The sequence below is a fragment of the Lachnospiraceae bacterium JLR.KK002 genome (assembly GCA_036941025.1).
In the GTDB taxonomy this organism is placed as follows: domain Bacteria; phylum Bacillota; class Clostridia; order Lachnospirales; family Lachnospiraceae; genus Petralouisia.
This window is the reverse complement of record JAYMNP010000001.1, coordinates 1,305,029-1,329,674: the sequence shown is the minus strand read 5'-3', so window position 1 is coordinate 1,329,674 and position 24,646 is coordinate 1,305,029. Positions and strand designations below refer to the sequence as shown.

The window sequence follows — 24,646 nt, the reverse complement described above, 5'->3', positions numbered from 1 at the left end:
AATGAAAGAGCGTATAAAAAAATACCTGCCTGCGGCCGGAACATTACTGGTGATATGTCTGCTGGGCTTTCTGGCAATCTGGCTCAAAAAAGAGAAAGAACAGCCTGAGGTGAGGGAAACGGTAAATATCTATACAGATAAGAAAAGTCTGTATGCAGGTTCGGCAAACTGGCTGGAGCAGAATTTATCTGAGGAAGACAGGCAGGCAATGGTACGGGCATTTACCATTTATGAACAGAAAGTTCATACGTTTCTGCAGGGGCCGAAGTCCTGGAGCGAAGGAATTCCCTGGTCAGGAGAATGGTGCCAGTTCAGTGTAGAAGGAAACCCTTTTGGAGGATTCGGGTGCGGCCTGTGCTGCATGGCCAATATCTATAATACCTTATCTCCCTATGAAGTTTCCCCCTGGGATATGTTTGAATATGCAGTCTCATCTTCCTCTTATGCGCCGGATGGAAGGTATGGGGCCATAGACTGGAAAGAAATGCGGCATGTTCTGCGAAAATGCGGCGTGAGATGTAAGCTGTACCGAAAACCGGAAACCTATGAAATGTTCCAGGAACAGATGAAAACATTAAAATCAGCGGTAGTGCTGATTACCAGTGCAGAGGATGACACTTACTGGCAGAATACCCCCGGACATTATGTGAATATCTGGCTGTATCAGGAAGAAGATGATACGGTATTTCTGGCGGAGCCGGGAAATCCAGAAAATAATCGTTCCAGAATTCCCCTTCGCTATATTTATGATGCATTGAAAACAGTCAGCAGATTTCAGTATCTGGCGGTAGAAGGTTATCTGGAAGAAGACAACCAGTGGAAAGCTCACGGAATTGATGAGAACTGGAACCGTCCTTCAGAATTGCAGTGAGATGGGAGTAACATATGAAGAAAAAATGGATTATGACGGCTGCCATAATTATTCTGGCAGCACTGACCGGTGGATGTCAGAACAAATCCTCCGGCAGCAGGAAAACAGAAACTTCTGACAACCGGCAGGAAACCACCGATACAAAGCAGGAAGGCGTCGTAGACCTGCTTGTATGGGGAGGAGAAGAAGACGAAGCACTCTTACAGGAAATGTTTACAGACTTTCAGGAGGCATACAAAGACCAGGCAGAATTTGAAATTACTTTCGTAGCGGAAAGTGAATCAACCTGTAAAGATACTCTGATGAAAGATCTGGAAGAAGGGGCAGATGTATTTGCCTTTGCAGATGATCAGCTGAACACACTGGTAGCTGCCGGAGCATTGGAGCCTGTGGAACAGGCAGAACAGATAAAGGCGGCGAACTCCCCGGAATCGGTGGCGGCAGCCTCAGTGGGCGATACCCTGTATGCATATCCCATGACAGCGGATAACGGGTATTTTTTTTATTATAACAAAAAATATTTTTCTCCGGAGGACGTGGCTTCCCTGGATAAAATGCTGGAAATTGCAGCGGCAAATAATAAGAAGATTACCATGGACTGGTCCTCTGCCTGGTATGTATATACTTTCTTTGGAAATACGGGGCTGGAGGTAGGGCTGAACGAAGACGGGATTACCAATTACTGTACCTGGAACGGAACAGAAGGCCCTGTGAAAGGTGTGGACGTTGCAAAGGCAATGGCAGACCTGGCAGCCCATCCGGGATTTGCGCTGCTGAGCGACAGTGATTTTATGACAGGTGTGCAGAACGGCAGCGTAATAGCAGGGATTAATGGCGTATGGAATGCGGTAGGCGTGGAAAAAGCCTGGGGAAATGATTACGGAGCCGCAAAACTTCCGGTCTATAACTGCGGAGAAACGCAGATTCAGATGGCCTCTTTTTCCGGATATAAACTGGCCGGGGTCAATGCTTATTCCAGACATCATGACTGGGCAGAAAAACTGGCGGAGTGGATTACCAGAGAGGAGAACCAGAGAATCCGTTTTGAAAAGCGGGGACAGGGCCCTTCCAATATAAAAGTGGCGGAATCAGAGGAAATTCATGCTTCACCGGCAATTACCGCCCTGCTGGAACAGTCAGAATTTTCCTGCCTGCAGCGGATTGGCGGCAATTACTGGGAGCCGGTAACCGAATTTGCCGGGAAACTGGCTGAGGGGAATCCGCAGGGAGAAGATTTACAGACATTGCTGGATAAAATGGTGGAAGGAATCACTGCCCAATAAGGTATGGTCAAAGGAGAGTCGAATGAAGAAAACGCTCAGTATTAAATATCTTTTAATGCTGCCCGTTGCACTGCTTGGAATTGTGGCAGTTATATCCAATGCACTGGCAGTAAACAACATCAGGAATGTGAACAATAATGCTGCAGACATTTCTGATAATTATATGATGGGAAAGTCTGCTCTGGAAGAAATCCACCAGGATGTGCAGACCATACACCGGCTGGCATTGTCCCATATTGTGGCCACCGATTATCAGACCATGATTACTGTGGTCAGTCAGATAAAAGAAAAAGAAGCCGCGCTGGACGGGAAGCTGGAACAATACAGTGAATATGTGACGGAAAATGATAACACTGCTTATCAGAACCTGCTGGAAAATTATGATTCTTTCAAACATGCACTGGTACTTCTTGTATGTGCCAGCGCCGACAGAAAAACGGCGGAAGCCTATGGCTGTGCGAACGGCGATGTGGCAGCTTTTGGAACCGCCATGGAAGAAAATGTGAATGAACTGAATCAGTCTGTCAACCAGCGGACTGCTCTGGCCAGAAAGCAGCTGGAGTCCGTATATAAAACATCCATGCTGATCAGCGTGATTTCCGTCACTATCTGTATCCTGCTGATACTGACGACAGTTGTTGTAATTGTGCGGAGAGTGGTAACTCCCATTACCCATGCGGAAAAAGAAATTTCTGATATCATCCGTGATATTGACACTGCTCAGGGAGACCTGACCAGACGTATTACCATTGTGTCTAACGATGAAATTTCAGCCCTTGGGATGGGAATTAATACGTTTATGGAAAAGCTGCAGAATATCCTCCATGTAATACAGGGCAGTTCCAGGAAAATTGATGATGTGACAGGGGAAGTACTGGAACGGACCAGAACTTCCAATGCCAGCGCCACGGATTTGTCAGCTCTTGCAGAAGAACTGTCAGCCACCATACAGCAGGTGGCAAACAATGCGTCGCTAATCAATGCCAGTGCGGAAGAAATGAAACGCGATGTCACGGAAATGGCGGAAGAATGTAATGAAATCAATGAATACTCCATGAAAATGAAAGAACGGGCAGATACCATGGAACATTCTGCTCAGACAAATATGAATACCACCGGAGCAAAAGTAAAGGAAATTCTGGAAGTATTAAATGAAGCCATTAAGGAGAGCAAAAGCGTAGACCAGGTAAACAGCCTGACCAACGATATTCTGGAAATTTCCGCCCAGACCAATCTGCTGGCACTGAATGCCTCCATTGAAGCAGCCAGAGCCGGAGAGGCTGGCAGAGGATTTGGGGTGGTGGCAGATGAAATCCGCCAGCTTGCAGATTCCAGCAGGGAAACGGCAAATCATATTCAGGAAATCAACGGCATAGTCATCCATGCGGTACATAACCTGTCTGAACATGCACAGAATCTGGTAAATTACATGAATGAATCCATTCTGGTGGAATTCCGTGAATTTGTAAATTCCGGCAAGCAGTATAAAAGTGACGCGGATTATATCAAACATAACATGGATGATTTTAACGAAAAGACAGATAAACTGCTGACCGCCATGGTGGAAATTGCTGACTCCATCGCCACCATTACCAGAGCAATTGATGAAGGTGTTACGGGAATCAGCGGAGTGGCAAGGAGCACTCAGGCACTGGTGCAGGATATGGAAACTATTACCAGCCGCATGGACATCAATCAGGAAATTGTGGGAGAATTGCAGAAAGAAACGGATGTCTTTACAAATCTGTAATAACTGGTTATGAAAAAACGCGTAGATATAACCTGAAGGAATACATATCAAAAATAATTCGTATGGCTGCCGGGAAAACAACGGGCGGAATCTATTGACAAACCGATTTAATATGCTAAACTTATTAGTAATCGCGCAGGTGAAAGAAACCACCTCAAAATATCTGTGAACAGAGACAGCGCGGAAAGGAAAAGGCAGGTTTTGTACATGGAAACACAGGCATTATCAATTCTGGTTGAGAATACACCCAATGTACTCAGCCATGTATCCGGTTTATTCAGCCGGAGAGGATATAATATAGACAGCATATCTGCCGGGGTAACGGCAGATCCCAGATTTACCAGAATAACCATTGTTTCAAGCGGCGATGAGCTGATACTGGAACAGATAGAAAAGCAACTGGCCAAACTGGAAGATGTGGTGGATATTAAAAAGCTGGAAAGCGGCAGTTCCGTATGCCGGGAGCTGATTCTGATTAAAATCCGTGTAAAAAGCACGGAGCGGCAGGCAGTGATTTCCCTGGCGGAAATTTTCAAGACAAAAATTGTGGACGTAACCAATGATTCCATGATGATTGAACTGATTGGAAGCCAGAGCAAGCTGGAGGCTTTTCTGGAATTGCTGGAAGGATATGAAATCCTGGAACTGGCCAGAACGGGAATCACCGGACTGACAAGAGGTTCTTCGGATGTCAAAATGTTTGACTGATACAGGGCAGCAGATATTATCCGCGTCTGTGAAATACATGGTATGGAGCAGATACGATATTATAAATTATTTCAGGAGGATGAGAAAATGGCAAAAATATTTTATCAGGAAGACTGTAACCTTTCTTTACTGGAAGGAAAGACAATTGCGATTATCGGGTATGGCAGCCAGGGACATGCCCATGCATTAAATTTAAAGGAATCCGGATGCAACGTGATTATCGGACTGTATAAGGGAAGCAAATCCTGGGCAAAAGCAGAGGCACAGGGCTTTGAGGTACTTACCGCAGACGAGGCAGCGAAGAAAGCAGATATCATTATGATTCTCATTAACGATGAACTGCAGGCTGATATGTATAAGAGAGATATCGAGCCCAATCTGGAAGCAGGCAATATGCTGATGTTTGCCCATGGATTTAATATCCATTTCGGAGCAATTGTACCTCCGAAAGATGTGGATGTTACCATGGTTGCACCGAAGGGGCCCGGACATACCGTAAGAAGCGAGTATCAGGAAGGAAAAGGCGTTCCCTGTCTGGTTGCAGTGGAACAGGATGCTACCGGAAAAGCACAGGATCTTGCGCTGGCATATGCACTGGGAATCGGCGGAGCAAGGGCCGGAGTTCTTGAGACGACTTTCCGTACGGAAACAGAGACAGACCTGTTTGGTGAACAGGCAGTGCTGTGCGGCGGTGTCTGCGCGCTGATGCAGGCAGGTTTTGAAACGCTGGTGGAAGCAGGATACGATGCGAGAAATGCATATTTTGAATGTATTCATGAGATGAAGCTGATTGTGGATTTGATTTACCAGTCCGGATTTGAAGGAATGAGATATTCCATTTCCAATACTGCCGAATATGGTGATTACATTACAGGGCCGAAGATTATCACAGAAGATACCAAAAAGGCCATGAAGAAAATCCTGTCAGATATTCAGGATGGAACGTTTGCAAAAGATTTCCTGCTGGATATGTCTCCGGCAGGACGCCAGGTTCACTTCAAGGCAATGCGTAAGCTGGCAGCAGAACATCCCGCTGAGGCAGTAGGCAAGGAAGTGCGTAAACTCTATAGCTGGAACAACGAAGATGATAAACTGATTAACAATTAAACAGGAATATATACTTTTGTAAAAAGGGCTGCCGCAAAGCCGCTGTATACAGGACATGCCATTCAGACCGTACATGGCCTCATCCGTATCCTGTATATAAGCTGCATATTGCGGCAGCTCATTTTTTCATCTTACAGGGTCTTCTACACTTTGTTCGATTCTAAATGATAGCCTTCATAAAAATCAATAAAATGTTCCAGGGACTTTGAAATTCTGGCGTCTTTCTTATAGGCAAAGCCCACAAACCTCCTGGGAATGGCAGCGCCAAGGGGAATTTCCACAAGTGCTCCGGTTTTCAGTTCATTCTGGACGAAATCCCGGATGACGCAGCCGATGCCAAGACTGATTTTGGACATTTCAATCAGAAGGTCCATATTGGAGACCTCGATTATATCCTGAATCAGCATATGGCTGTTCTGAAAATAGTCGTCAATATACTGACGGGTCATATTTTCCCTGTCCAGAAGCAGAAGGGTGGAACTCTGCAGAAGAAAAGGCTTTTCCACGCCGCGGGTTTTCAGGTTGTGCAGATAATCTCTGGTGGCCACAAAAATATCTTCGATTTCCCGGATTGGATAGAAATTCATGTTTTTCAAAAATTCAGGCTTGCCAATAAGACCAATGTCCAGCCTTCCGTCTTCCAGAAGTTTCAGCGTCTGATTGGTGGAATGGCAGGCAATGGAAATATTGATATGAGGATATTTTTTGATAAAATCCTTCAGATAAGGAAGCAGGATATATTTGCATAAGGTAGAGCTCACGCCGATGGTCAGATTTCCCACCCCAAGGGCAATAGAGCGGCGCAACTTGTCTTCTCCCAGAGTGAGGGTCTCAAAGGCTGATTTTACATGGGTATACAAAAGTTCCCCTTCCGGGGTCAGGAGAACTCCTCTGGAACTGCGCTCAAACAGCTTTACCCCGATATTTTCCTCCAGTTTCTGTATGGATTTGCTGATAGCCGGCTGGCTGATATAGAGCTCTTTTGCCGCTTTGGAAATATTGCCGGTATTGGCAACAGCATAAAAAATACGGTAAGATGAAAGATTCTGTTCCATGAATGTCAGTCCTTTCCTGTTCTTTGATCTGATGGGACAGGTCCCCTCTGTTTTGCCATAACTGTACATTATAATGATTATACTTAATATGTATTTCTATTATACTACGGAATATGCTAAAATAGCAAGCAGAAAGAAAGGAACAGGAGGATTGAAATATGGGAATGACGATGACGCAGAAAATTCTGGCAGCAGCAGCGGGCCTTCCGGAAGTAAAGGCAGGGCAGCTGATAGAAGCGGAACTGGATCTGGTGCTGGGAAATGACATTACCGCACCGGTGGCGATTCATGAAATGGATAAGTTTACAACAGAAGGTGTATTTCATAAAGACAGGATTGCTCTGGTTATGGACCATTTTGTGCCCAATAAGGATATCAAATCCGCACAGCACTGTAAATGTGTCCGGGAATTTGCCTGCAAACATGATATTACCAATTATTTTGATGTGGGAGAAATGGGAATTGAGCACGCCCTTCTTCCTGAACAGGGACTTACTGTGGCAGGGGACGTGATTATCGGCGCAGATTCTCACACCTGTACCTATGGGGCGCTGGGCGCCTTTTCCACAGGAGTGGGAAGTACGGACATGGCAGCGGGAATGGCTACCGGAAAGGCATGGTTCAAGGTTCCTTCCGCCATTAAATTCAACCTTACCGGCAAGCTGCCCCGATGGGTCAGCGGAAAAGACGTGATTCTGCATATTATCGGTATGATTGGCGTAGACGGAGCTTTATATAAATCCATGGAATTCACCGGAGACGGTATTGGCAGCCTGTCCATGGACGACCGGTTTACCATTGCAAATATGGCTATTGAAGCAGGAGGAAAGAACGGCATTTTCCCGGTGGATGAGAAAGCAGTTGCCTATATGAAAGAACATTCTGACAGGGAATTCAGGATATACGAGGCAGATGAGGATGCGGAATACGAAGAAACATATACCATTGATTTAAGTACCCTGAAACCTACCGTGGCATTTCCCCATTTACCGGAAAATACAAAAACCATTGACCAGGTGGGAGACATTGCCATTGACCAGGTTGTGATTGGCTCCTGTACCAACGGACGGCTGGATGATCTGCGCACAGCGGCGGAAATATTAAAGGGAAAGAAAGTGGCAAAGGGAGTGCGCTGTATCGTAATTCCGGCCACCCAGCGGATTTATCTGGATGCAATGGAAGAAGGACTTATCCGAACGTTTATAGAATCCGGCGCCATTGTAAGCACACCTACCTGCGGACCGTGTCTTGGAGGTTACATGGGCATTCTGGCAGAGGGAGAACGCTGTGTGTCCACCACCAACCGCAATTTCGTAGGACGTATGGGACATGTGGATTCCGAAATATATCTTGCAAGTCCGGCAGTAGCCGCAGCCAGTGCGGTAACCGGTAACATTTCAGCACCAGCAAAACAGGAGGGAAAATAAAATGAAAGCCAGCGGAACAGTATTTAAATATGGAGACAATGTGGATACGGACGTGATTATTCCGGCAAGATACCTGAATTCTTCAGACCCGAAAGAACTGGCCACCCACTGTATGGAAGACATTGACAAAGACTTTGTAAACAAAGTCCGGCAGGGAGATTTGATTGTGGCAGATAAAAATTTCGGATGCGGTTCTTCCAGAGAACATGCCCCCATTGCCATCAAAGCTGCAGGTGTGAGCTGCGTGATTGCGGAAACATTTGCAAGAATTTTTTATCGGAACGCCATTAATATCGGTCTTCCCATTATTGAATGCCCGCAGGCAGCACAGGGAATTGAAGCGGGAGATGAGGTAGAGGTTGATTTCGACAGCGGAATCATTACCGATAAAACAAAAGGAACTACCTTCCAGGGACAGGCGTTTCCTGAATTTATGCAAAAAATTATCAAAGCGGAAGGGCTGATTAACTACATCAATCAGAAAGCATAGAAAGCGGCTTTCTCATCGGATGAAATCAGTTACAGACATGGGCCGGAACAGATTACGGAGTAAAATTCCGGCCCGTCAGCATGTGCAGGTCTACGCTCCGCTTCGGTCCGCGCTAAACGGACATCCACAGGATGTCCAGCGCCCCTCAGGATTGAGGGGCAGGGGAGTTGAAGCGGGCTTGCCCACTTTGTTCCAGATACCGGATATACTTTTCAGAAATTTCCGTCTGGCTGTAGACTTCAGCATATTCACGGGGGGAATAGTGCTCGAGATAATTGGTCTGGAAATTTCTGGAAATTCCGTATTTTTTTGCAAGATCCACAGCTTTATTGTAAGCAATTGCAGCTTTTTCTTCATTGTGGTAGATTCCTACCATATAATTTCCATTGATATGTATCTGTACTTTATAACATTCCTCTCCGGAGGCGGCAATTTTTGTCACACCGTAATATTTATTGATTACAATAATATTGGAATAGCGGTAATCTGTGGCATCCCCATTGGCAAAATAGTAATCCCGTCCCGCCACAGCATAATTTTTAATGCCGTACCGGGAAAGAATATTCACCTGCATTCCATAGTCGCTCACAAAAAGATGTCCCTGACGGCGCATGATTTTGTGGCTGGAATAATAAAACAAATCGTCAATATCGAATTTTAATTCGTCCCATCTGGAAATATAGTAAATGAAATAATTATTCCTCAAATAAACAGGATTTTTAAAATAAATGAGATTATCCCGAAAATTCAACAAAGAAATCACTTTATCAAAACTTAAAATAGTTGGTAGTGAGAAAGCGTCTTCGAAAGAGACAGAAGTGTCCTGCAGAAGACCGGATGCTTCGCAGTAGGCAAGATTTGCTTTCTCCTCGGTATCAAAGCTGCCCAGAGATATATGCTTGCCATGATAAGTGATACTGGCGCGATAGTAAGCAGTTCCGTTTTTTTTGTAAGCAATATAGACACCTGGCAGCATAATACCCTCCATAAATCATATTTCCATGTATTTTTTTCGGTAAAAAATACAAAATAAGTATATCACAAAAATGCAGAAACGCAAGTTTTTGGGATGCTGGAAAATAATGGTAAATTATGGAACAGTCAAATGGAAAAGAGGAACGATTATGTTGACAATTCAAAACTTACTAAAGAACGTATATTGTTGTATTCGAAATATATCCAAAAAGTCCTATCGGAATTGTGCAGTTCTTGTTTCCGGATTTTCGGTATTTGCAATGATTTCTCTGAATGCCCATGGATTTGGCGGTGCAGGTAAAAGCAGGAGCGCGGTGGAATGCAGCAGCATAAAGGGGCCGGAGGAGGAAACTCAGACAGAAAATCTTCAGGAACCGGAATTGTTGCTGCAGGCAGAAAATACGGATGAAACCGGCGTGTCTGCCGGGAATGGCAATTCCGGGGAGGCTGAGCCTGTAACAACAGGAAATTTTGCAGCTTCCTGCAAACGGGCAGTGGAATCAGAACAGAGTAAAATAAAGGATGCACAGAAAGCACGCATTGAGAAACGCGAGGTAATGGCAGTATGCGCCAGTATCCAGCCGGTTCACAATGAAATACAGCAGGTGCCGGTGAATCCTTATGGAGATATTATTCTTACAGAAGAAGACTATGACGCTCTCCTTCGGATTGTACAGGCAGAAGCAGGAGGAGAAGATGAGCAGGGGAGGATTCTGGTGGCTGAAGTGATTCTGAACCGGGTTCTTGCAGAAGAATTTGAATCTTCCGTCTATGAAGTGATTTTTGAGCGAAGCGGCGGAAGTCCTCAGTTTGCACCTACCGCTGACGGAAGATACTATTCCGTGGAAGTAACACAGACTACGGTGGATGCTGTGGAGAAAGCCATATATGGAGAAGATTTTTCCCAGGGGGCATTGTTTTTTTCTGCCCGCAGAAAAGCAAATCCCTATGATATGGCTTGGTTTGACAATAATCTGACCTGGCTGTTTCAGTATGGAGGACATGAATTCTATACGCTTCCCTGAACTTTCAGGCAGAGATTGACAGAGCAGAGGAAAACTTTTATAATGAGGGGTGTCCCGGAATTGCCGGGGCGCCCCTGAACTGTTGATGACAATAAAGAATGATAAAGGATGGAAAGAGCATGTTATATGTAAGTACAAGAAATAACGATGAAAAAGTATCTCCTTCACAGGCAATTTTAAAAGGTCTGGCAGAAGATGGAGGATTATTTGTGCCGGAGCAGATTCCCGCATTGGATATTCCGATGGAAAAACTGACAGAAATGACGTATCAGGAGACCGCATATGAAGTAATGAAGCTGTTTCTTACAGATTTTACGGAGGAAGAACTGAAAACCTGTATACAGAATGCCTATGATGAAAAATTTGATACGGAAGAAATTGTACCGCTGGTAAAAGCCCAGGATGTCAGTTACCTGGAATTATTTCATGGAGCCACCATTGCATTTAAGGATATGGCCCTTTCCATTCTGCCTCATCTGATGATAACGTCAGCCCGGAAGAATCAGGTGAAAAATGATATTGTGATTCTGACCGCCACCTCCGGCGATACAGGCAAAGCTGCTCTGGCAGGATTCGCGGAAGTAAAAGGGACGAAAATCATTGTATTTTATCCCAAAGACGGCGTCAGCCCGGTACAGCAGAGACAGATGGTTACCCAGAAGGGAGACAACACCTTTGTGGTTGGTATTAATGGGAACTTTGACCAGGCCCAGACCGGTGTGAAACAGATGTTTTCTGACAGGGAGCTGGGAAAAGTTATGGCAGAAGCCGGCTACCAGTTTTCTTCCGCCAACTCCATCAATATCGGACGTCTGGTCCCCCAGATTGTGTATTATGTGTATGCCTGTGCCAGAATGGTAAAATCAGGGGAAGTCAAAAACGGAGAGTTGATAAACGTGGTGGTTCCCACCGGAAATTTCGGAAATATCCTGGCTGCGTTCTATGCCAGAAATATGGGACTCCCCATTGGAAAGCTGATTTGTGCTTCCAATGAGAATAAAGTACTGTATGATTTTTTCCGTACGGGTACATATGACAGAAACCGGGAATTTATCCTGACTTCTTCCCCCTCCATGGATATTCTGATTTCCAGCAATCTGGAACGTCTGATTTACCGCATTGCAGGAAACGATGCGGAGAAAAACCGCGCCCTGATGAAAGAACTGCAGGAAACCGGAACTTATGAGATTACAGAGGAAATGAAAGAACTGCTTGCGGCATTTTATGGAAATTATGCCAGTGAGCAGGAAACAGCAGCAGCGATTCGGGAAATATATCAGAATACAGGATACATTATCGACACGCACACAGCAGTAGCGGCAGCCGTATATCAGAAATACAAATCAGAGACAGGAGACACTGCAAAAACAGTGATTGCATCCACTGCAAGTCCCTATAAATTCGCAAGAAGCGTTATGACAGCCATTGACAGTTCATATGAAGGCAGGCCGGATTTTGAGCTGATTGACGAGCTGGAAACGGTATCCGGAGTAAAAGTCCCCCAGGCTATTGAGGATATTCGGACTGCCCCGGTCAGACATAAAACAGTCTGCGAAGTGGAAGAGATGGAGTCTGTGGTAAAAGAGTTCCTGAATATATAATACGGAACAGAAGGGTATTTGGTATTTGCGGTGCGTCAGAGCATACGCAGTATGCTGAACGTATCGCGTTTAAGCTATTTCCTGTAAGATAAAAAAGAATCCTGCAAAGCAGGATTCTTTTTATGCACAATATTATGATGTTACAGAGAAAATAAAATTAACGGTTCCAAAAGAATAGATGACCGGCAGCAGATAACAGGGAGATTCTGTTGCAAGTACCGTATTCTCATGGGCAGCAGGGGGCTGTAAATGTAATTCCAGTGTATAATCATTTGACATATTTACAGAAAAAAGACCGTTATGTAAATTCAAAAAATCCTCCATGGAAGCACTGACATATTCATCAAATTCATTAAATTCTTCGTCCACGTATCTGCTGGCAAATGCAATTGCTGTTTCCGGGTCCATATCCAGCGCGGACATAAAAGCAAAAGAACCGTCTACCATCTGTGAAACACAGAAGCTGGTGGGAACTTCAGGTAAAGTCATAATATTCAAAGGTGTGAAATCTTCCCCGATAAAGCGTACCAGATTATTAAAAAGGAGCGTAAGATAAGAAATAATATTCTGTGTGTTTGGCAGCTCCTCAGGAAGATAAAGGCTGGAAAGAAGTTTATCCACCAGGTTTTTCTGTTCTTCCATCATATCCAGTTCATAAATTTCATATTCAGATTTATACTCTGTAATCAGATTTTCCAGTTCTATATGCGTCAGTATCTTCTGATCTACCAGAATCTGTCCCAGCAACATATAATTCGGGAGTTGAATGGTCAGCAGTTTGTCCACCTGTTCCGGAGTAAGATAACCCAGTTCCATGGCAAGTTCTCCAAAACGTTTATCGTAATGGGTCTGTGTAATATAGACGTCTGCGACTTCACTTGCTGACATATATCCGGAATGAATTGCCAGTGTACCGAATTTTTTGTGAGTAGAGGACTGAATTTTCAAAGCCTCTATCAGCTGTTCAGGAGTGATAACCCCTTTATTAAGCAAAAAATTACCAAAAAACTGCGTATGCATAACTCTTATCTCCCTTCAAAACGCCCTTTTAAAATTTCTGCAATCGCAGAAGAAGAGAAAGGCTTCTGTACAAAATCACGTGCTCCTTCTAAAATAGCATTTTTCAGCTGGGTCTGAGTACCCACAGAGGAAACAACCACAATATAGGCTTTGGGATCAAAACCGCGAATGTCGCGAATCGCTTCCACGCCGTCTTTTACAGGCATAACAATATCCAGAAATGCCAGATCCGGCTGTTCTTCCTTATACCGGTCAAATGCCTCCTGTCCGTTAGAAGCCTCTATAAAATTGTCATAGCCGCATTTTTTGATGATATCCTTTAACTGTTTTCGTGCCAGAACGGAATCATCGCAGATTAATATTTTTACATTTTCCATTCGAATCGCTCCTTGCTGATTGATTTATATATTATGATTCTACACCAACTGATGGTAAGTTTCAATCTTTTCTTTTAATAAATACCGTTTGCAATCCTTTTCGACAGCGTATATAATATTTTATTATTACCATTATATACTGATAAGAAGGGAAAAGCAACAATAAAGAAAGGAATTATACCATGTTGGTACTATTTGATGCAGTCATTTTCATTTATGGAGTTTATACGGTTTATTCTGCTGTCAATATGAAACAGACAGGGAAACTCAGCAGCTGGTTTACCGGCGGAACGGCTGTTTCCGCCATTCGGGACGAAAAGGGATACATAGATTACATTTACGGAAGAACCATCGTTATGGGGGCAATGGCGTCACTGTTTGGTCTTGCAGGATTCGTAAATGACTGTGTAACACCTGTTCCCGCTGTAATGCGTGCCATGATTCTGCTGTTTCTGACAGTATGTATCTGGTTTTATATTTCCATAAACCGTGCAAAACGCAGATTCTGGTAGTCAGCGTTCACCCATGGGAATGTATTCCCGGTGTTCCTGTACGTTTTTATAGGCAGGACGCATGATTTTGCCGTTGTAGTTCAGTTCTTCCAGACGATGGGCGCTCCAGCCGGAAATCCTTGCAATGGCAAAAATAGGCGTATAAAGCTCCAGAGGCAGATTCAGCATACTGTAGGCAAAGCCGGAGAAAAAGTCCACGTTGGGGCTTACGCCTTTGTAGATTTTCCGCTCTCTGGCAATAATCCGGGGAGCCAGGCGTTCCACTGTGGAATAGAGATCAAATTCCTCATCGCGGCCCTTTTCTCTGGAGAGGCGTTCCACGAAGGTACGGAACAGCTCCGCACGGGGGTCTGACAGGGAATATACCGCATGGCCCATACCGTAAATCAGGCCTGCATGGTCGAATGCTTCTTTATGAAGGAGCGCTGTCAGATAAGCCGCGATTTCCTCTTCGTCTTTCCAGTCATGGATATGTTCTTTCATATCTTCAAACATTTTTACCACCTTGATATTGGCGCCTCCGTGTCTGGGGCCTTTCAGGGAACCAAGAGAAGCGGCAATGGCAGAATAGGTATCCGTACCGGAAGAAGATACCAGATGGGTGGTAAAGGTGGAATTGTTTCCGCCGCCATGCTCCATATGGAGAATCAGGGAGATATCCAGCAGTTTTGCTTCCAGGGGCGTATATTTGCTGTCCGGCCGCAGAATATGCAGAATGGTTTCCGCTGTGGACAGTTCCGGTCCCGGTGTGTGGATGAAAAGGCTGGCGCCGTCGTGGTAATGGCGGTAAGCCTGATAACCGTATACGGAAAGAAGCGGAAACAGGCTGATCAGCTCCAGACACTGGCGCAGAACATTTGGTATGGAAATATCGTCTGCCCGGTCATCATAGGAATACAGAGTCAGAACGCTTCGGGCAAGGGTATTCATCATATCCTGGCTGGGAGCTTTCATAATAATGTCTCTGACGAAACTGGTGGGAAGAGAGCGGTAGGTTGCAAGGAGTGTGCAGAAATCTGCCAGTTCCTGCTGAGACGGAAGTTTTCCGAATAAAAGGAGATAAGTGCTCTCCTCAAAACCGAAATGAGCATTGTCGGAAAGTCCCCGGATGATATCCTTCACATTGTATCCGCGGTAATACAGTTCTCCGGGTGCCGGGACAGATTTCCCGTTTTCCATTCTGGTGGAACATACGTCTGAAATTTCCGTAAGCCCTACCAGAACGCCTTTTCCGTTTAAATCCCTCAGACCTCTCTTTACATCATATTCCGAAAAAAGATCCGGATTAATAGTGGCAGCCTGCTGGCTTAATTCGGCCAGACGGAGGATTTCCGGTGTGATTTCGCAAAATTTGTTTGTGTTCATAAAAGCCCCCTTTGTATGGTATGTTAAAAAGTATTATATTATCATATCATATATTTTCACATTGACACAAGAAAAATCATGCAATTTTACGAAAAATTCATAGTTTAAAATAAAAATTTATTTATTTTTGCGGTTTTTAGTACCATATAAGTGTAAGAGATAAGGCATATCAATAGTGCTTTACCTTCTGCACTTATTTTTTTATGATAAGGGAGTAATTGGTCTGGCGAAGCGATTTTTGGATTAACCACATCCGTCATAAAAACCGTCAACCATCCCTTATTATAAGCAGTCGTTTAAGCAGGTTGAAACCCGTAAGGTGCTTTCGTGTAACGAACTAAAATGAGTGGTAATAAGTGTGGATGGGACAATTACAGATTTATTTTGGAGGTTACAGATGATAAGTGTAGGAATTGATGTGTCAAAAGAAAAAAGTACCGTATGTATCTTAAAGCCTTATGGTGAGGTTGTGAGCAGGCCTTTTGAAGTCTGTCATGTGGAGAAAGAACTGTCCGAACTGACTTCCATGCTGCTGCGTCTGAATGATGACATCCGTGTGGTCATGGAAGCTACTGGGATCTACCATCTGCCTGTATTAAGCTATCTGAAAGAAAAAGGGCTGTTTGTGGCAGTGATTAATCCATTTGAGATGAAGGAATACCGCTGTCAGGGGTTAAGACGTGTGAAAACGGATAAGCAGGATGCCATTACAATCTCTAACTATGGGATTGACCATTGGTACAGGCTGAAGGACTATGAGGCAGAAGAAAGCGTCTATGCGGAGCTGAAGCTTTTGGGAAGGCAGTACCGTCACTATATGCGGATGCGTGTGGAGAGCGTGTTGGAACTGACTCATCTTCTGGACTATACGATGCCTGGGATCAAAACGCTGCTGAAAGGCTGGAATGAAACAAATGGGAAAGATAAGCTGGGGGATTTTGCGGAAGAATACTGGCATTATGACAATATCACGAAGAAACCGGAGGAACAGTTTATAGAGAGCTATCTGAAATGGGCAAAAGAGAAGGGATACCATCAGAGCCAGGATAAAGCCGTCAAGATCTATGCACTGGCAAAAGAAGGCATCCCCACAGTACCCTCCGATACCCCATCGACCAAAATGCTGGTACAGGAGGCAGTACGGGTGTTACGAGAAGTCGATAACACTCTGATGACCATTCTAACACAGATGCAGGCATTAGCCAAGAGTCTGCCGGAATATCCGGTTGTCAGGGCAATGGGAGGTGTTGGAAATGTCCTTGCGCCTAAATTGATTGCAGAGATTGGGGATGTGAGAAGATTCCATAGCGGAAAAGCCCTGATAGCCCACGCAGGAATCGACGCGCCGCCCTATCAGTCAGGGCAGTTTATGGGGACAGAGAGGAAAATATCCAAGAGAGGTTCTTCCAGCCTGCGAAAGATTGGATATGAAGTGATGAGATGTCTGAAAACCCATAAAGAGCCAGCAGACGCAGCAGTGTATAGATTTATTTTGAAGAAAGAAAAAGAAGGAAAGTCAAAACGTGCAGCAAAAATAGCGGGATTAAATAAATTCCTTAGGATTTATTATGCACGTGTGATGGAAGTATACCAGAAGTAAAAAGAACTAAAACAGCGGATACGGCAGACCGGATTTTCCACCGGTCTAATTGTCGTAGGAAAAATTCATACGAAAAATATATTTAAAAACCTGCTAAAAAGTCTTGACTTTTGTTAGCAGGTTTTTATGGATTTTACGGTAAAAATAGTTTAGAATGGGGATAGTCCGGCATGGACGGGAAGGAGAGCAGAATGAAGTATCGGGAACTGATTGTTCAGGCGGCTGCCGCGAAAGAATCTGCCTATGCACCCTATTCAAATTTCCGTGTGGGTGCCGCGCTGCTTGCAAAAAGCGGCAGAATTTATACAGGCTGCAATATTGAGAACGTGAGTTTTTCGGCTACAAACTGTGCGGAGCGCACTGCCATATTCAAGGCGGTATCCGAAGGGGAACGGGAATTTGAGGCCATTGTTATCAATGGAGACAATCATGATTATCTGGCTCCCTGCGGAATCTGCAGACAGGTTCTGGCAGAGTTCTGCGATTTCGACACATTTTCGGTGATTCTGGCCAATGATGAGGAGGATTACCGCGTCATGACTCTGGGTGAACTGTTTCCGGGCCCTTTCCGGAAAGAAGACCTGAAGCCATGCGAACCGGCATAAATAACATTTTTTTACACGGAAAGACAAAAAAAGATTGACAGGGAAATGACAAAGGGATATGCTATATAGTAGTGAAGTTTAAATTTAAGGAGGAAATGAAACAATGGCAACAAAGGCATATTATCCAAGAACAGAGATCGGGCCCAATAAGGTTGGTTTTTCAAAGACCCGTTCTATTATTGAAGCCGCATTTTACGGCAACAATGTAGTGAAGGTAAATACCCTGAAGGAAGCATATGAGCTTGCGAAGAATTCTCCGGGAACTGTTGTAACAGACATGCCTGTATACAGAGGCGAAGAATTTGGTCTTGAGCCGGATGCGAAGGTATTGCTGTTCAATGACGGTTCTATCACAGGACGTTATGCGCCTGCTAGAAGAATTACCGGCAAGCCGGGTGTTAATACCACGGAACTGGATAAGATTCTGATGGATGCAGTTTATGATACCAGATGGAAAACCATGTATCATGCGGAAGTATTTATCGGTCTTGATCCGGAATTTATGGTAAAGGCACATCTGCTGATTCCGGAAGGAGAAGAGAACCTCCTTTACTCCTGGATGCTGAACTTCCAGTATATGTCTGACAATTATGTAAAGATGTACAAATCATCCAAACTGTATGAGAACGAGCCGGATATTTACATTTTCTCTGATCCTCAGTGGGTTGGAACAGATAAGACTGACATTTCAGACCCCAACTGCCTGTGCTATTTCAATACGGATACCAACTGCGCAGGAATCCTGGGTATGAGATATTTCGGAGAGCATAAGAAAGGAACACTGACACTGGCATGGGCCCTTGCGAACAGAAACGGTTACGCTTCCTGCCATGGCGGACAGAAGGAATATACACTGGAAGATGGCTCCAAGTATGTTGCCGCAGTATTCGGATTATCCGGTTCCGGCAAATCTACTCTGACACATGCAAAACACAACAACAAATATCCGTCTATCAAAGTGCTTCACGACGATGCATTTATCATCAATGCAGAGACATGTTCTTCCGTGGCATTAGAGCCTACTTACTTTGACAAGACCGCAGATTATCCCACTGCATGTGAGGACAACAAATTCCTGCTGACAGCTCAGAACTGTTCCGCAACTCTGGATGAGGACGGAAAGGTCGTTCTGGTAACAGAAGATGTACGTAACGGTAACGGACGTGCCATCAAGTCCAAATTATGGTCACCGAACCGTGTGGATAAGATTGAAGCTCCGGTAAATGCAATCTTCTGGATTATGAAAGACCCCACCATTCCGCCGGTAGTAAAATTAAAGGGAGCTTCCCTTGCTTCCGTTATGGGTGCAACCCTTGCAACCAAGCGGTCCACTGCCGAGAGACTTGCAGCAGGCGTAGACCCCAACGCACTGGTGGTAGAGCCTTATGCGAACCCATTCCGTACTTATCCGCTGGTAAACGATTATGAGAAGTTCAAATCTCTGGTGGAAACCAAGAATGTAGACTGCTACATTATCAATACCGGTGAATTTATGGGCAAGAAAGTTCAGCCGAAGGATACCCTGGGTGTTCTGGAAGCTATCGTTGAAAAGAAAGCAGATTTCAAACCATGGGGACCGTTCTCCGATATTGAAATCTTTGAATGGGAAGGATTTGTTCCGAATCTGTCTGACAAAGATTATATTGAGCAGTTAAAAGCACGTATGCAGGACAGACTGAATTATGTGACAAACCTTGACGAAGCAGAAGGCGGATTTAACAAGCTGCCGGAAGACGCTGCTGCCGCAATTAAGAAAGTGGTAGACGAGGCAAATACTTTATAAAATCAGAATGTTTTTTTAACTCCCACAGGATATTATTTCCTGTGGGAGAGTGTGTATTAGAAGAAATGTATGTAAACTGTAAAGAAAATGTAACGATTCAGAAATGTGTTGGAGAATGAGAATGAAAAAAAGTAAGAGAATCATTTCGATTATGCTTTGCTTTCTGCTGGCTGTTTCACTCTTTCATGTGAATACCGGTGAGGCTCAGGCGGCAGGAGCAGGAAATTACATATTACAGGTGAACAAGGGAACAAATGTGGTAACTGTATACCGGAAAGACGGAACTCCGGAGCGGGCATTTGTATGTTCTGTGGGAACTGCCACACCCCTTGGAACTTTTTATACCCCCAATAAATACAGATGGCATGAACTGGACGGGCCTTCCTATGGACAGTATTGTACCCGTATTGTGAACGGCATTCTGTTTCATTCCGTGTGGTATTACCGGAACGGTGATTATGCATCCCAGTCTTATGTGCAGTACAATAAACTGGGTTCAACAGCCTCTCACGGCTGTGTCCGTCTGACCGTAGCGGATGCAAAATGGATTTATGATAACTGCCCGCTGGGAACTGAAGTCAGGATTATCTACGGTTCCTCTGCCAATGACCCCCTGGGGAAACCGGCATCCATTAAAGTACCCAATACAGGAACCGGCTGGGACCCCACGGACCCCATGGCAGGCAACCCCTACAGCTCCGCAATGCCTTCTATTGATACCAGCGGCGCCTCCAGAACAGTATCCTATGGAAGTAATTTTAATCCACTGACAGGAATTGTGGCAAGAGACTCCCTTGGAAATGATATCAGCGGTAATCTGGCTTATGCCGGAAAAGTAAATACCAAAAAGCTGGGCGACTATAAAATCACCTACCGGGTCACAGACGCCCTGGGAAGAAACGCTTATGCAGACGTGGTGTATACCGTTGCCGATACCGGAAAGGCTAAAATTTCCGGTGTGAAGAAAACTCAGACCAAAGAATATAAATCAACCCTGAAATTAAAGAAAAATGTGAAGGCAACTACTGCATCCGGAAAGAATCTGACAAAGCAGATTAAGATTAAGGTGATTTATCCGGGCAGCAAAAAAGAGAAAACATATAAGAAGAGTACTCTGAAACTGACAAAGCTGGGAACATATAAGATTAATTATTATGTAACCCATCCGGATAACAAACAGGTGACGAAAGTAACTTCCACCGTTAAGGTGAGAGATACAAAGAAACCGAAGTACAGCGGCATTGTTTCTGCGAAAACTGTGGAATACGGCTCCGTACTGAATCTGAAATCCGGTGTCAAAGCAAAACTGGTTTCCGGTAAGAATATGACCTCAAAAGTGGAAGTCAGAGTGAAAGCACCCAACAAAGAGAAATTTAAGAAGCTGAGCAGCAGTCAGTATACGAATTACAGATTTACTCAGACAGGCATTTATACGGTAAGATATACCGTAAAAAATCCAAACAACAAGAAAGCCGTTGCAGTAAAAGAAATGACCGTAACAGTAGTTGACACTGCGGCTCCTGTTATTTCCGGAGTTACGGACCAGAACGCGGAAATCGGAACTGCTCTGAATCTGCGGGCAGGCGTGACGGCAGCTTTGATATCAGGTCAGGATGTAACGGCAGGAATTCGGCTGAACGTGACCACTCCGGCAGGTGTTTCCAGTGAATTTACCGGAACAGACTATACTTTTGAACAGGCGGGAACTTACACGGTAGTATATACAGTGGCAAATCCGGCTAACAGCCAGGCTGCCGTACAGGCCGTAAAACGTATTACGGTTACAGACAACCGGACTCCAGTTATCAACATTGATGCCAATAAGCTCAAAACCATTGAAGCCAATGCAGCTTACAATGTATATGAGGGCGTCGGAGCGGTTCTGGGCCAGACAGCCATTTCCGGTGTGACAGCTCAGATTATCGACGCCAGCGGTCAGGTGCTCAATATCATTGATGGAGCAGGAATGGCAGTATTTGCCGCACCTGGAACCTATACGATTACCTATACTGTGGCAAATCCGAATAATCCTGCAAAACTGGGAACCGCTCAGCTTACCCTTACGGTAACTGCACCTGCAGCGGATACAGCTCCTCAGACAGCACCCGCCAGTCTGGAGCCTGAGCAGGAAGAAGTTCAGCCTGAACCGAAAGAACCGCAGGATGAAACTCAGCCTGAACCGGAACAGCCAAGGGATGAAATTCAGCCTGAATCGGAACAGCCGGAAGATGAAAATACAGTTCCGGCGGGGTCAGGAACTGCAGATGAATCCCCGGCAGGGGCAGAACCTGAAGCTGAAATGTAACTTTATGGAAAATTTTGTGAAGGAAACATGAAATTAACATTAATTTTTAGTTGCGAATCAGGACATAATAAGGTATAATCAGTTTAGATTTGAGAGTATTTCCTGGAATGTTCGATACCCTGCTATTTTGAACCTACATTTACTTTTATGGGATTCTTATATTGCCAATTGGATGTCAGGCCGTCATTGAGCAGCGGAAGGCAGAAGAGAGGCTGCGGTTACCCACCTGGCTTTGCTAGGAGTCAAAATTGCAGGAAACGGCATTTTGGGGTACTTTCAGAAAAAATTTGAATGTACAAAAGAATTTTACAAAAGCGGATAAGCGCATAAGTTTCAAAAGAAAACATGCTCACTTTTGCGGAAGTGGCTGTTGGGAAGTACGAAGGACAGAAAATAACAAAAGATTCCTGAGGTACGAAAGATAAAAAGTACAAAAGAGGAAGGGCTGCTTTGAAGAAAGGCAGCCTTTTCGCTTGAAGACAGGCAGTCATTTTGGAATTTTAAAAGGGACAGGAATGTTACATGGAAAAGAGATATTCTGTAAATAAAAAAAGTCTCAGGAAAGCGGCTCTGGCGGTGGTAATTCTGATGCTGGCAATTATTTTTATCCGGTTTGCTGTGGGTGAAAAAGTGATTCCGGAATACAGCAGCGAATATGTGGCAATGGCGGAACTGCCTTCCCAGTTGAGTTTTACATATTATGAAGAAGCAGAATGGAAGGATAAAATAAAAGAAATAAACGGGGGAAAGAACCTGAATGGGAAGCTCACTTTCGGAAAGCTGGAAAAGCTGCTGGAGCAGCTTTCCGTACAGGAGTATGTGACCTGTCCGAAGGGATTTTTCTGGAAGCAGGTGTCACGTTCCGAGTGGAACGGCGTATATGAACAGATACTGGATTTACTGGATACGGAAGGGCGTGTATCTGCAAAAAACCTGGTATTTCTGATGGATGAAAAAGAAGAACAGAATGAGGACGGAAGTTCCCGGAGGCTGACGCAGAAAGGCTATTATGAGGTGGCAGAGGGCATCAATTATTTCCATGCATACGACATGTATCAGGTCTATGTGATGGGAAACCGGATGATTGGAATCAGCAGTGAATGCAAAGGGCCGCTGATGCTGAAAAATGTATTTGTACATACCAGCGGTGAGGAAAAAGCAGAGCTGTTGTTTGAACATCAGAAAATTTCTCTGGACATTGCCGGACTGACAGAGAACATCACAAATACCATCTGTGATCTGGAATGGACAGACGGCAGGGTGACGTCAATCTATAAAAAAGAAGATTTGATTTCCGGCAAAGTCCTGAGCTTTAACGAGGAACAGATTGAGATTTCCGGTTATGGAACACTGGAGCATAACGGTGCATTGAAAATATACAAAACGTATGGTACAGTAGAGGAACTGGATGAATCCAAGCTGGTAATCGGAAATCTGAAGGCAGATTTTGTGGTGGCTGATAAACAGGTGTGCGGTATTATTCTGAAAGAACCTGCTTCTATTGAAATTGTCCGGGTTCTGCTGCTGAATGAAGAAGGAACCCCCTACCACGAAGATCCTGTATTTGTGACAGATGCGGGCGGTACCCTTACCATTGGAGACAGAACTCAGCCAATCGAATCAGGACAGCCGGTAAAAGCAGCCGAATTTTTTGAAAAAGATTCCGATTATCTGAAAATCGCACTGGAAAATGAAAATGGACGCATCTATTTTTCCGATGCATCCGGCACTCATACTTCCCTGGGGTATCAGGGTACTATGGAAATCCGGAAATATCCGGAAGGATACGGAACCGTCAATGAACTGTCTCTGGAACAATACCTGTACGGAGTAGTGCCCAGCGAGATGCCTTCTTCCTATGAGAGGGAAGCATTGTGCGTTCAGGCAGTCTGTGCCAGAAGTTATGCATGTATTCAGCTTATGAAAGGCGATTATGCCGCACTGGGCGCCCATGTGGATGACAGTACCAGTTATCAGGTATATAATAAGCAGGAAGGCAATGAACAGACAAAACTTGCAGTGGACGACACCGTCGGAGAAGTGATAAAATATCAGGGAGAAATTGCAGAGGCCTACTTTTTTTCCACTTCCTGCGGACATACGGGAAATATGGGACTGTGGAATACGGAAGAAGGCGGGAAATACGGATATCTGCAGGGAATTTCTCTGCTGACAGACGACAGTGAGCCAGGTCTTGAGGGAGAAGAAAATTTTGCGGAATTTATTAAAAGCAGCGAAGTAAACGCCTACGACAAAGACAGCCCCTATTTTCGCTGGCAGGCAGAAGTATTTCTGAGTAAAAGCGCAGAAGCTATAAATAAAGCAGTAGCAGAGCGGGCCCAGGCCAGTCCGGGAAATGTACAGATTCTGAAACAGGACGGTTCGGAGGGAACCGTTGCGGAACTTCCGGGCTTCGGCGGGGTAAAAGAGCTTTCCGTGGCAGAGCGGGGCGCCGGAGGAGGAATCCGGACCCTGTGCGTGTCCTATGAAAAAGGAACCGTAAATCTGCTGACAGAATATAATATACGCTGCGTACTGGGAGCTGCTGCCGTAAATTTAAAGAATCAGGCCGGAGAGACTCTGGATATGCAGCTTCTGCCCAGTGCTTACTGTACCCTCACTCCGGTTCAGGACGGATATGTGCTGTACGGCGGAGGATATGGCCATGGAATTGGTATGAGCCAGAACGGCGCCAACGGAATGGCAAAAGAGGGTATGAGTTATATTGAGATTCTAATGAAGTTTTATCAGAATATTACCATAGAAAACATATATAATGAGGAATAG

At 44.7% G+C, this 24,646-nt stretch carries 20 protein-coding genes and 1 other RNA gene; 16 read left to right on the top strand and 5 right to left on the bottom strand.

Annotated features, from left to right (window positions below; all coding sequences use genetic code 11):
* Position 1: 1 nt before the first annotated feature.
* The 5 genes from VSQ32_06415 to ilvC all read left to right on the top strand — a co-directional run bounded on the left by VSQ32_06415 (position 2) and on the right by ilvC (position 5,719).
* Entirely contained in the window at positions 2 to 871 is an 870-nt protein-coding gene (locus VSQ32_06415; GenBank protein MEH2942504.1) for a hypothetical protein, read from the top strand.
* Positions 872 to 885: 14 nt separating this feature from the next.
* Positions 886 to 2,154 carry an extracellular solute-binding protein gene (locus tag VSQ32_06410; GenBank protein ID MEH2942503.1) on the top strand — a complete coding sequence of 423 codons (1,269 nt, stop codon included), beginning with the start codon at positions 886 to 888 and terminating at the stop codon, positions 2,152 to 2,154.
* Between the two features lie 22 nt (positions 2,155 to 2,176).
* Positions 2,177 to 3,904 (top strand): methyl-accepting chemotaxis protein, encoded by a 1,728-nt coding sequence (locus tag VSQ32_06405; protein MEH2942502.1) that lies wholly within the window; start codon positions 2,177 to 2,179, stop codon positions 3,902 to 3,904.
* Positions 3,905 to 4,111: 207 nt separating this feature from the next.
* Entirely contained in the window at positions 4,112 to 4,612 is a 501-nt protein-coding gene (gene ilvN, locus VSQ32_06400; protein MEH2942501.1) for an acetolactate synthase small subunit, read from the top strand.
* Positions 4,613 to 4,699: 87 nt separating this feature from the next.
* Complete coding sequence (gene ilvC, locus VSQ32_06395) at positions 4,700 to 5,719, top strand: ketol-acid reductoisomerase (protein MEH2942500.1); 1,020 nt, start codon at positions 4,700 to 4,702, stop codon at positions 5,717 to 5,719.
* A gap of 143 nt (positions 5,720 to 5,862) precedes the next feature.
* Here the strand turns inward: ilvC and VSQ32_06390 are convergent, their stop codons facing one another.
* Positions 5,863 to 6,774 carry a LysR family transcriptional regulator gene (locus VSQ32_06390; protein ID MEH2942499.1) on the bottom strand — a complete coding sequence of 304 codons (912 nt, stop codon included), beginning with the start codon at positions 6,772 to 6,774 and terminating at the stop codon, positions 5,863 to 5,865.
* 158 nt (positions 6,775 to 6,932) lie between these two features.
* Between VSQ32_06390 and leuC the strand changes: the two genes are divergently transcribed.
* On the top strand, positions 6,933 to 8,201 hold the full coding sequence (leuC, locus tag VSQ32_06385) for a 3-isopropylmalate dehydratase large subunit (protein MEH2942498.1): 1,269 nt from the start codon (positions 6,933 to 6,935) through the stop codon (positions 8,199 to 8,201).
* A gap of 1 nt (position 8,202) precedes the next feature.
* Positions 8,203 to 8,691 carry a 3-isopropylmalate dehydratase small subunit gene (gene leuD / locus VSQ32_06380; protein MEH2942497.1) on the top strand — a complete coding sequence of 163 codons (489 nt, stop codon included), beginning with the start codon at positions 8,203 to 8,205 and terminating at the stop codon, positions 8,689 to 8,691.
* A 145-nt stretch (positions 8,692 to 8,836) separates the two neighbouring features.
* Here leuD and VSQ32_06375 read toward each other — a convergent pair whose 3' ends face one another.
* A complete protein-coding gene (locus VSQ32_06375) occupies positions 8,837 to 9,667 on the bottom strand; it encodes a hypothetical protein (GenBank protein MEH2942496.1) in 831 nt (276 codons plus the stop codon).
* A gap of 148 nt (positions 9,668 to 9,815) precedes the next feature.
* On the opposite strand from VSQ32_06375, the gene VSQ32_06370 reads away from it, so the two are divergent.
* A complete protein-coding gene (locus VSQ32_06370) occupies positions 9,816 to 10,691 on the top strand; it encodes a cell wall hydrolase (GenBank protein MEH2942495.1) in 876 nt (291 codons plus the stop codon).
* Positions 10,692 to 10,810: 119 nt separating this feature from the next.
* Positions 10,811 to 12,292, top strand: a complete 1,482-nt coding sequence (thrC, locus tag VSQ32_06365; GenBank protein ID MEH2942494.1) for a threonine synthase — start codon at positions 10,811 to 10,813, stop codon at positions 12,290 to 12,292.
* Positions 12,293 to 12,424: 132 nt separating this feature from the next.
* Here thrC and VSQ32_06360 read toward each other — a convergent pair whose 3' ends face one another.
* The gene (locus tag VSQ32_06360) at positions 12,425 to 13,312 is read right to left on the bottom strand and encodes a chemotaxis protein CheX (GenBank protein ID MEH2942493.1); all 888 of its coding nucleotides are present in this window, start codon (positions 13,310 to 13,312) and stop codon (positions 12,425 to 12,427) included.
* Between the two features lie 5 nt (positions 13,313 to 13,317).
* Positions 13,318 to 13,689: a response regulator gene (locus tag VSQ32_06355; protein ID MEH2942492.1), complete on the bottom strand. Its 372-nt coding sequence runs from the start codon at positions 13,687 to 13,689 to the stop codon at positions 13,318 to 13,320.
* Between the two features lie 182 nt (positions 13,690 to 13,871).
* On the opposite strand from VSQ32_06355, the gene VSQ32_06350 reads away from it, so the two are divergent.
* A complete protein-coding gene (locus VSQ32_06350) occupies positions 13,872 to 14,201 on the top strand; it encodes a hypothetical protein (GenBank protein ID MEH2942491.1) in 330 nt (109 codons plus the stop codon).
* Here VSQ32_06350 and VSQ32_06345 read toward each other — a convergent pair whose 3' ends face one another.
* Positions 14,202 to 15,566 carry a citrate/2-methylcitrate synthase gene (locus VSQ32_06345; GenBank protein MEH2942490.1) on the bottom strand — a complete coding sequence of 455 codons (1,365 nt, stop codon included), beginning with the start codon at positions 15,564 to 15,566 and terminating at the stop codon, positions 14,202 to 14,204.
* Between the two features lie 397 nt (positions 15,567 to 15,963).
* On the opposite strand from VSQ32_06345, the gene VSQ32_06340 reads away from it, so the two are divergent.
* From VSQ32_06340 to VSQ32_06315, 6 genes are all read left to right on the top strand, one after another.
* Complete coding sequence (locus VSQ32_06340; protein ID MEH2942489.1) at positions 15,964 to 17,166, top strand: IS110 family transposase; 1,203 nt, start codon at positions 15,964 to 15,966, stop codon at positions 17,164 to 17,166.
* A gap of 191 nt (positions 17,167 to 17,357) precedes the next feature.
* A complete protein-coding gene (locus VSQ32_06335) occupies positions 17,358 to 17,771 on the top strand; it encodes a cytidine deaminase (protein ID MEH2942488.1) in 414 nt (137 codons plus the stop codon).
* Between the two features lie 103 nt (positions 17,772 to 17,874).
* Positions 17,875 to 19,554, top strand: a complete 1,680-nt coding sequence (locus tag VSQ32_06330) for a phosphoenolpyruvate carboxykinase (ATP) (protein ID MEH2942487.1) — start codon at positions 17,875 to 17,877, stop codon at positions 19,552 to 19,554.
* A gap of 121 nt (positions 19,555 to 19,675) precedes the next feature.
* Complete coding sequence (locus VSQ32_06325) at positions 19,676 to 21,859, top strand: L,D-transpeptidase family protein (protein MEH2942486.1); 2,184 nt, start codon at positions 19,676 to 19,678, stop codon at positions 21,857 to 21,859.
* 96 nt (positions 21,860 to 21,955) lie between these two features.
* Positions 21,956 to 22,135, top strand: a non-coding RNA gene (gene ssrS / locus VSQ32_06320) — 6S RNA.
* 246 nt (positions 22,136 to 22,381) lie between these two features.
* Positions 22,382 to 24,646, top strand: coding sequence for a SpoIID/LytB domain-containing protein (locus VSQ32_06315; protein MEH2942485.1), 2,265 nt, complete (start codon positions 22,382 to 22,384; stop codon positions 24,644 to 24,646).

Coding starts and splice junctions, on each gene's coding strand:
- VSQ32_06415 (MEH2942504.1), top strand. CDS start 2: ATGAAAGAGCGTATAAAAAAATACCTGCCTGCGGCCGGAACATTACTG.
- VSQ32_06410 (MEH2942503.1), top strand. CDS start 886: ATGAAGAAAAAATGGATTATGACGGCTGCCATAATTATTCTGGCAGCA.
- VSQ32_06405 (MEH2942502.1), top strand. CDS start 2,177: ATGAAGAAAACGCTCAGTATTAAATATCTTTTAATGCTGCCCGTTGCA.
- ilvN (MEH2942501.1), top strand. CDS start 4,112: ATGGAAACACAGGCATTATCAATTCTGGTTGAGAATACACCCAATGTA.
- ilvC (MEH2942500.1), top strand. CDS start 4,700: ATGGCAAAAATATTTTATCAGGAAGACTGTAACCTTTCTTTACTGGAA.
- VSQ32_06390 (MEH2942499.1), bottom strand. CDS start 6,774: ATGGAACAGAATCTTTCATCTTACCGTATTTTTTATGCTGTTGCCAAT.
- leuC (MEH2942498.1), top strand. CDS start 6,933: ATGGGAATGACGATGACGCAGAAAATTCTGGCAGCAGCAGCGGGCCTT.
- leuD (MEH2942497.1), top strand. CDS start 8,203: ATGAAAGCCAGCGGAACAGTATTTAAATATGGAGACAATGTGGATACG.
- VSQ32_06375 (MEH2942496.1), bottom strand. CDS start 9,667: ATGCTGCCAGGTGTCTATATTGCTTACAAAAAAAACGGAACTGCTTAC.
- VSQ32_06370 (MEH2942495.1), top strand. CDS start 9,816: ATGTTGACAATTCAAAACTTACTAAAGAACGTATATTGTTGTATTCGA.
- thrC (MEH2942494.1), top strand. CDS start 10,811: ATGTTATATGTAAGTACAAGAAATAACGATGAAAAAGTATCTCCTTCA.
- VSQ32_06360 (MEH2942493.1), bottom strand. CDS start 13,312: ATGCATACGCAGTTTTTTGGTAATTTTTTGCTTAATAAAGGGGTTATC.
- VSQ32_06355 (MEH2942492.1), bottom strand. CDS start 13,689: ATGGAAAATGTAAAAATATTAATCTGCGATGATTCCGTTCTGGCACGA.
- VSQ32_06350 (MEH2942491.1), top strand. CDS start 13,872: ATGTTGGTACTATTTGATGCAGTCATTTTCATTTATGGAGTTTATACG.
- VSQ32_06345 (MEH2942490.1), bottom strand. CDS start 15,566: ATGAACACAAACAAATTTTGCGAAATCACACCGGAAATCCTCCGTCTG.
- VSQ32_06340 (MEH2942489.1), top strand. CDS start 15,964: ATGATAAGTGTAGGAATTGATGTGTCAAAAGAAAAAAGTACCGTATGT.
- VSQ32_06335 (MEH2942488.1), top strand. CDS start 17,358: ATGAAGTATCGGGAACTGATTGTTCAGGCGGCTGCCGCGAAAGAATCT.
- VSQ32_06330 (MEH2942487.1), top strand. CDS start 17,875: ATGGCAACAAAGGCATATTATCCAAGAACAGAGATCGGGCCCAATAAG.
- VSQ32_06325 (MEH2942486.1), top strand. CDS start 19,676: ATGAAAAAAAGTAAGAGAATCATTTCGATTATGCTTTGCTTTCTGCTG.
- VSQ32_06315 (MEH2942485.1), top strand. CDS start 22,382: ATGGAAAAGAGATATTCTGTAAATAAAAAAAGTCTCAGGAAAGCGGCT.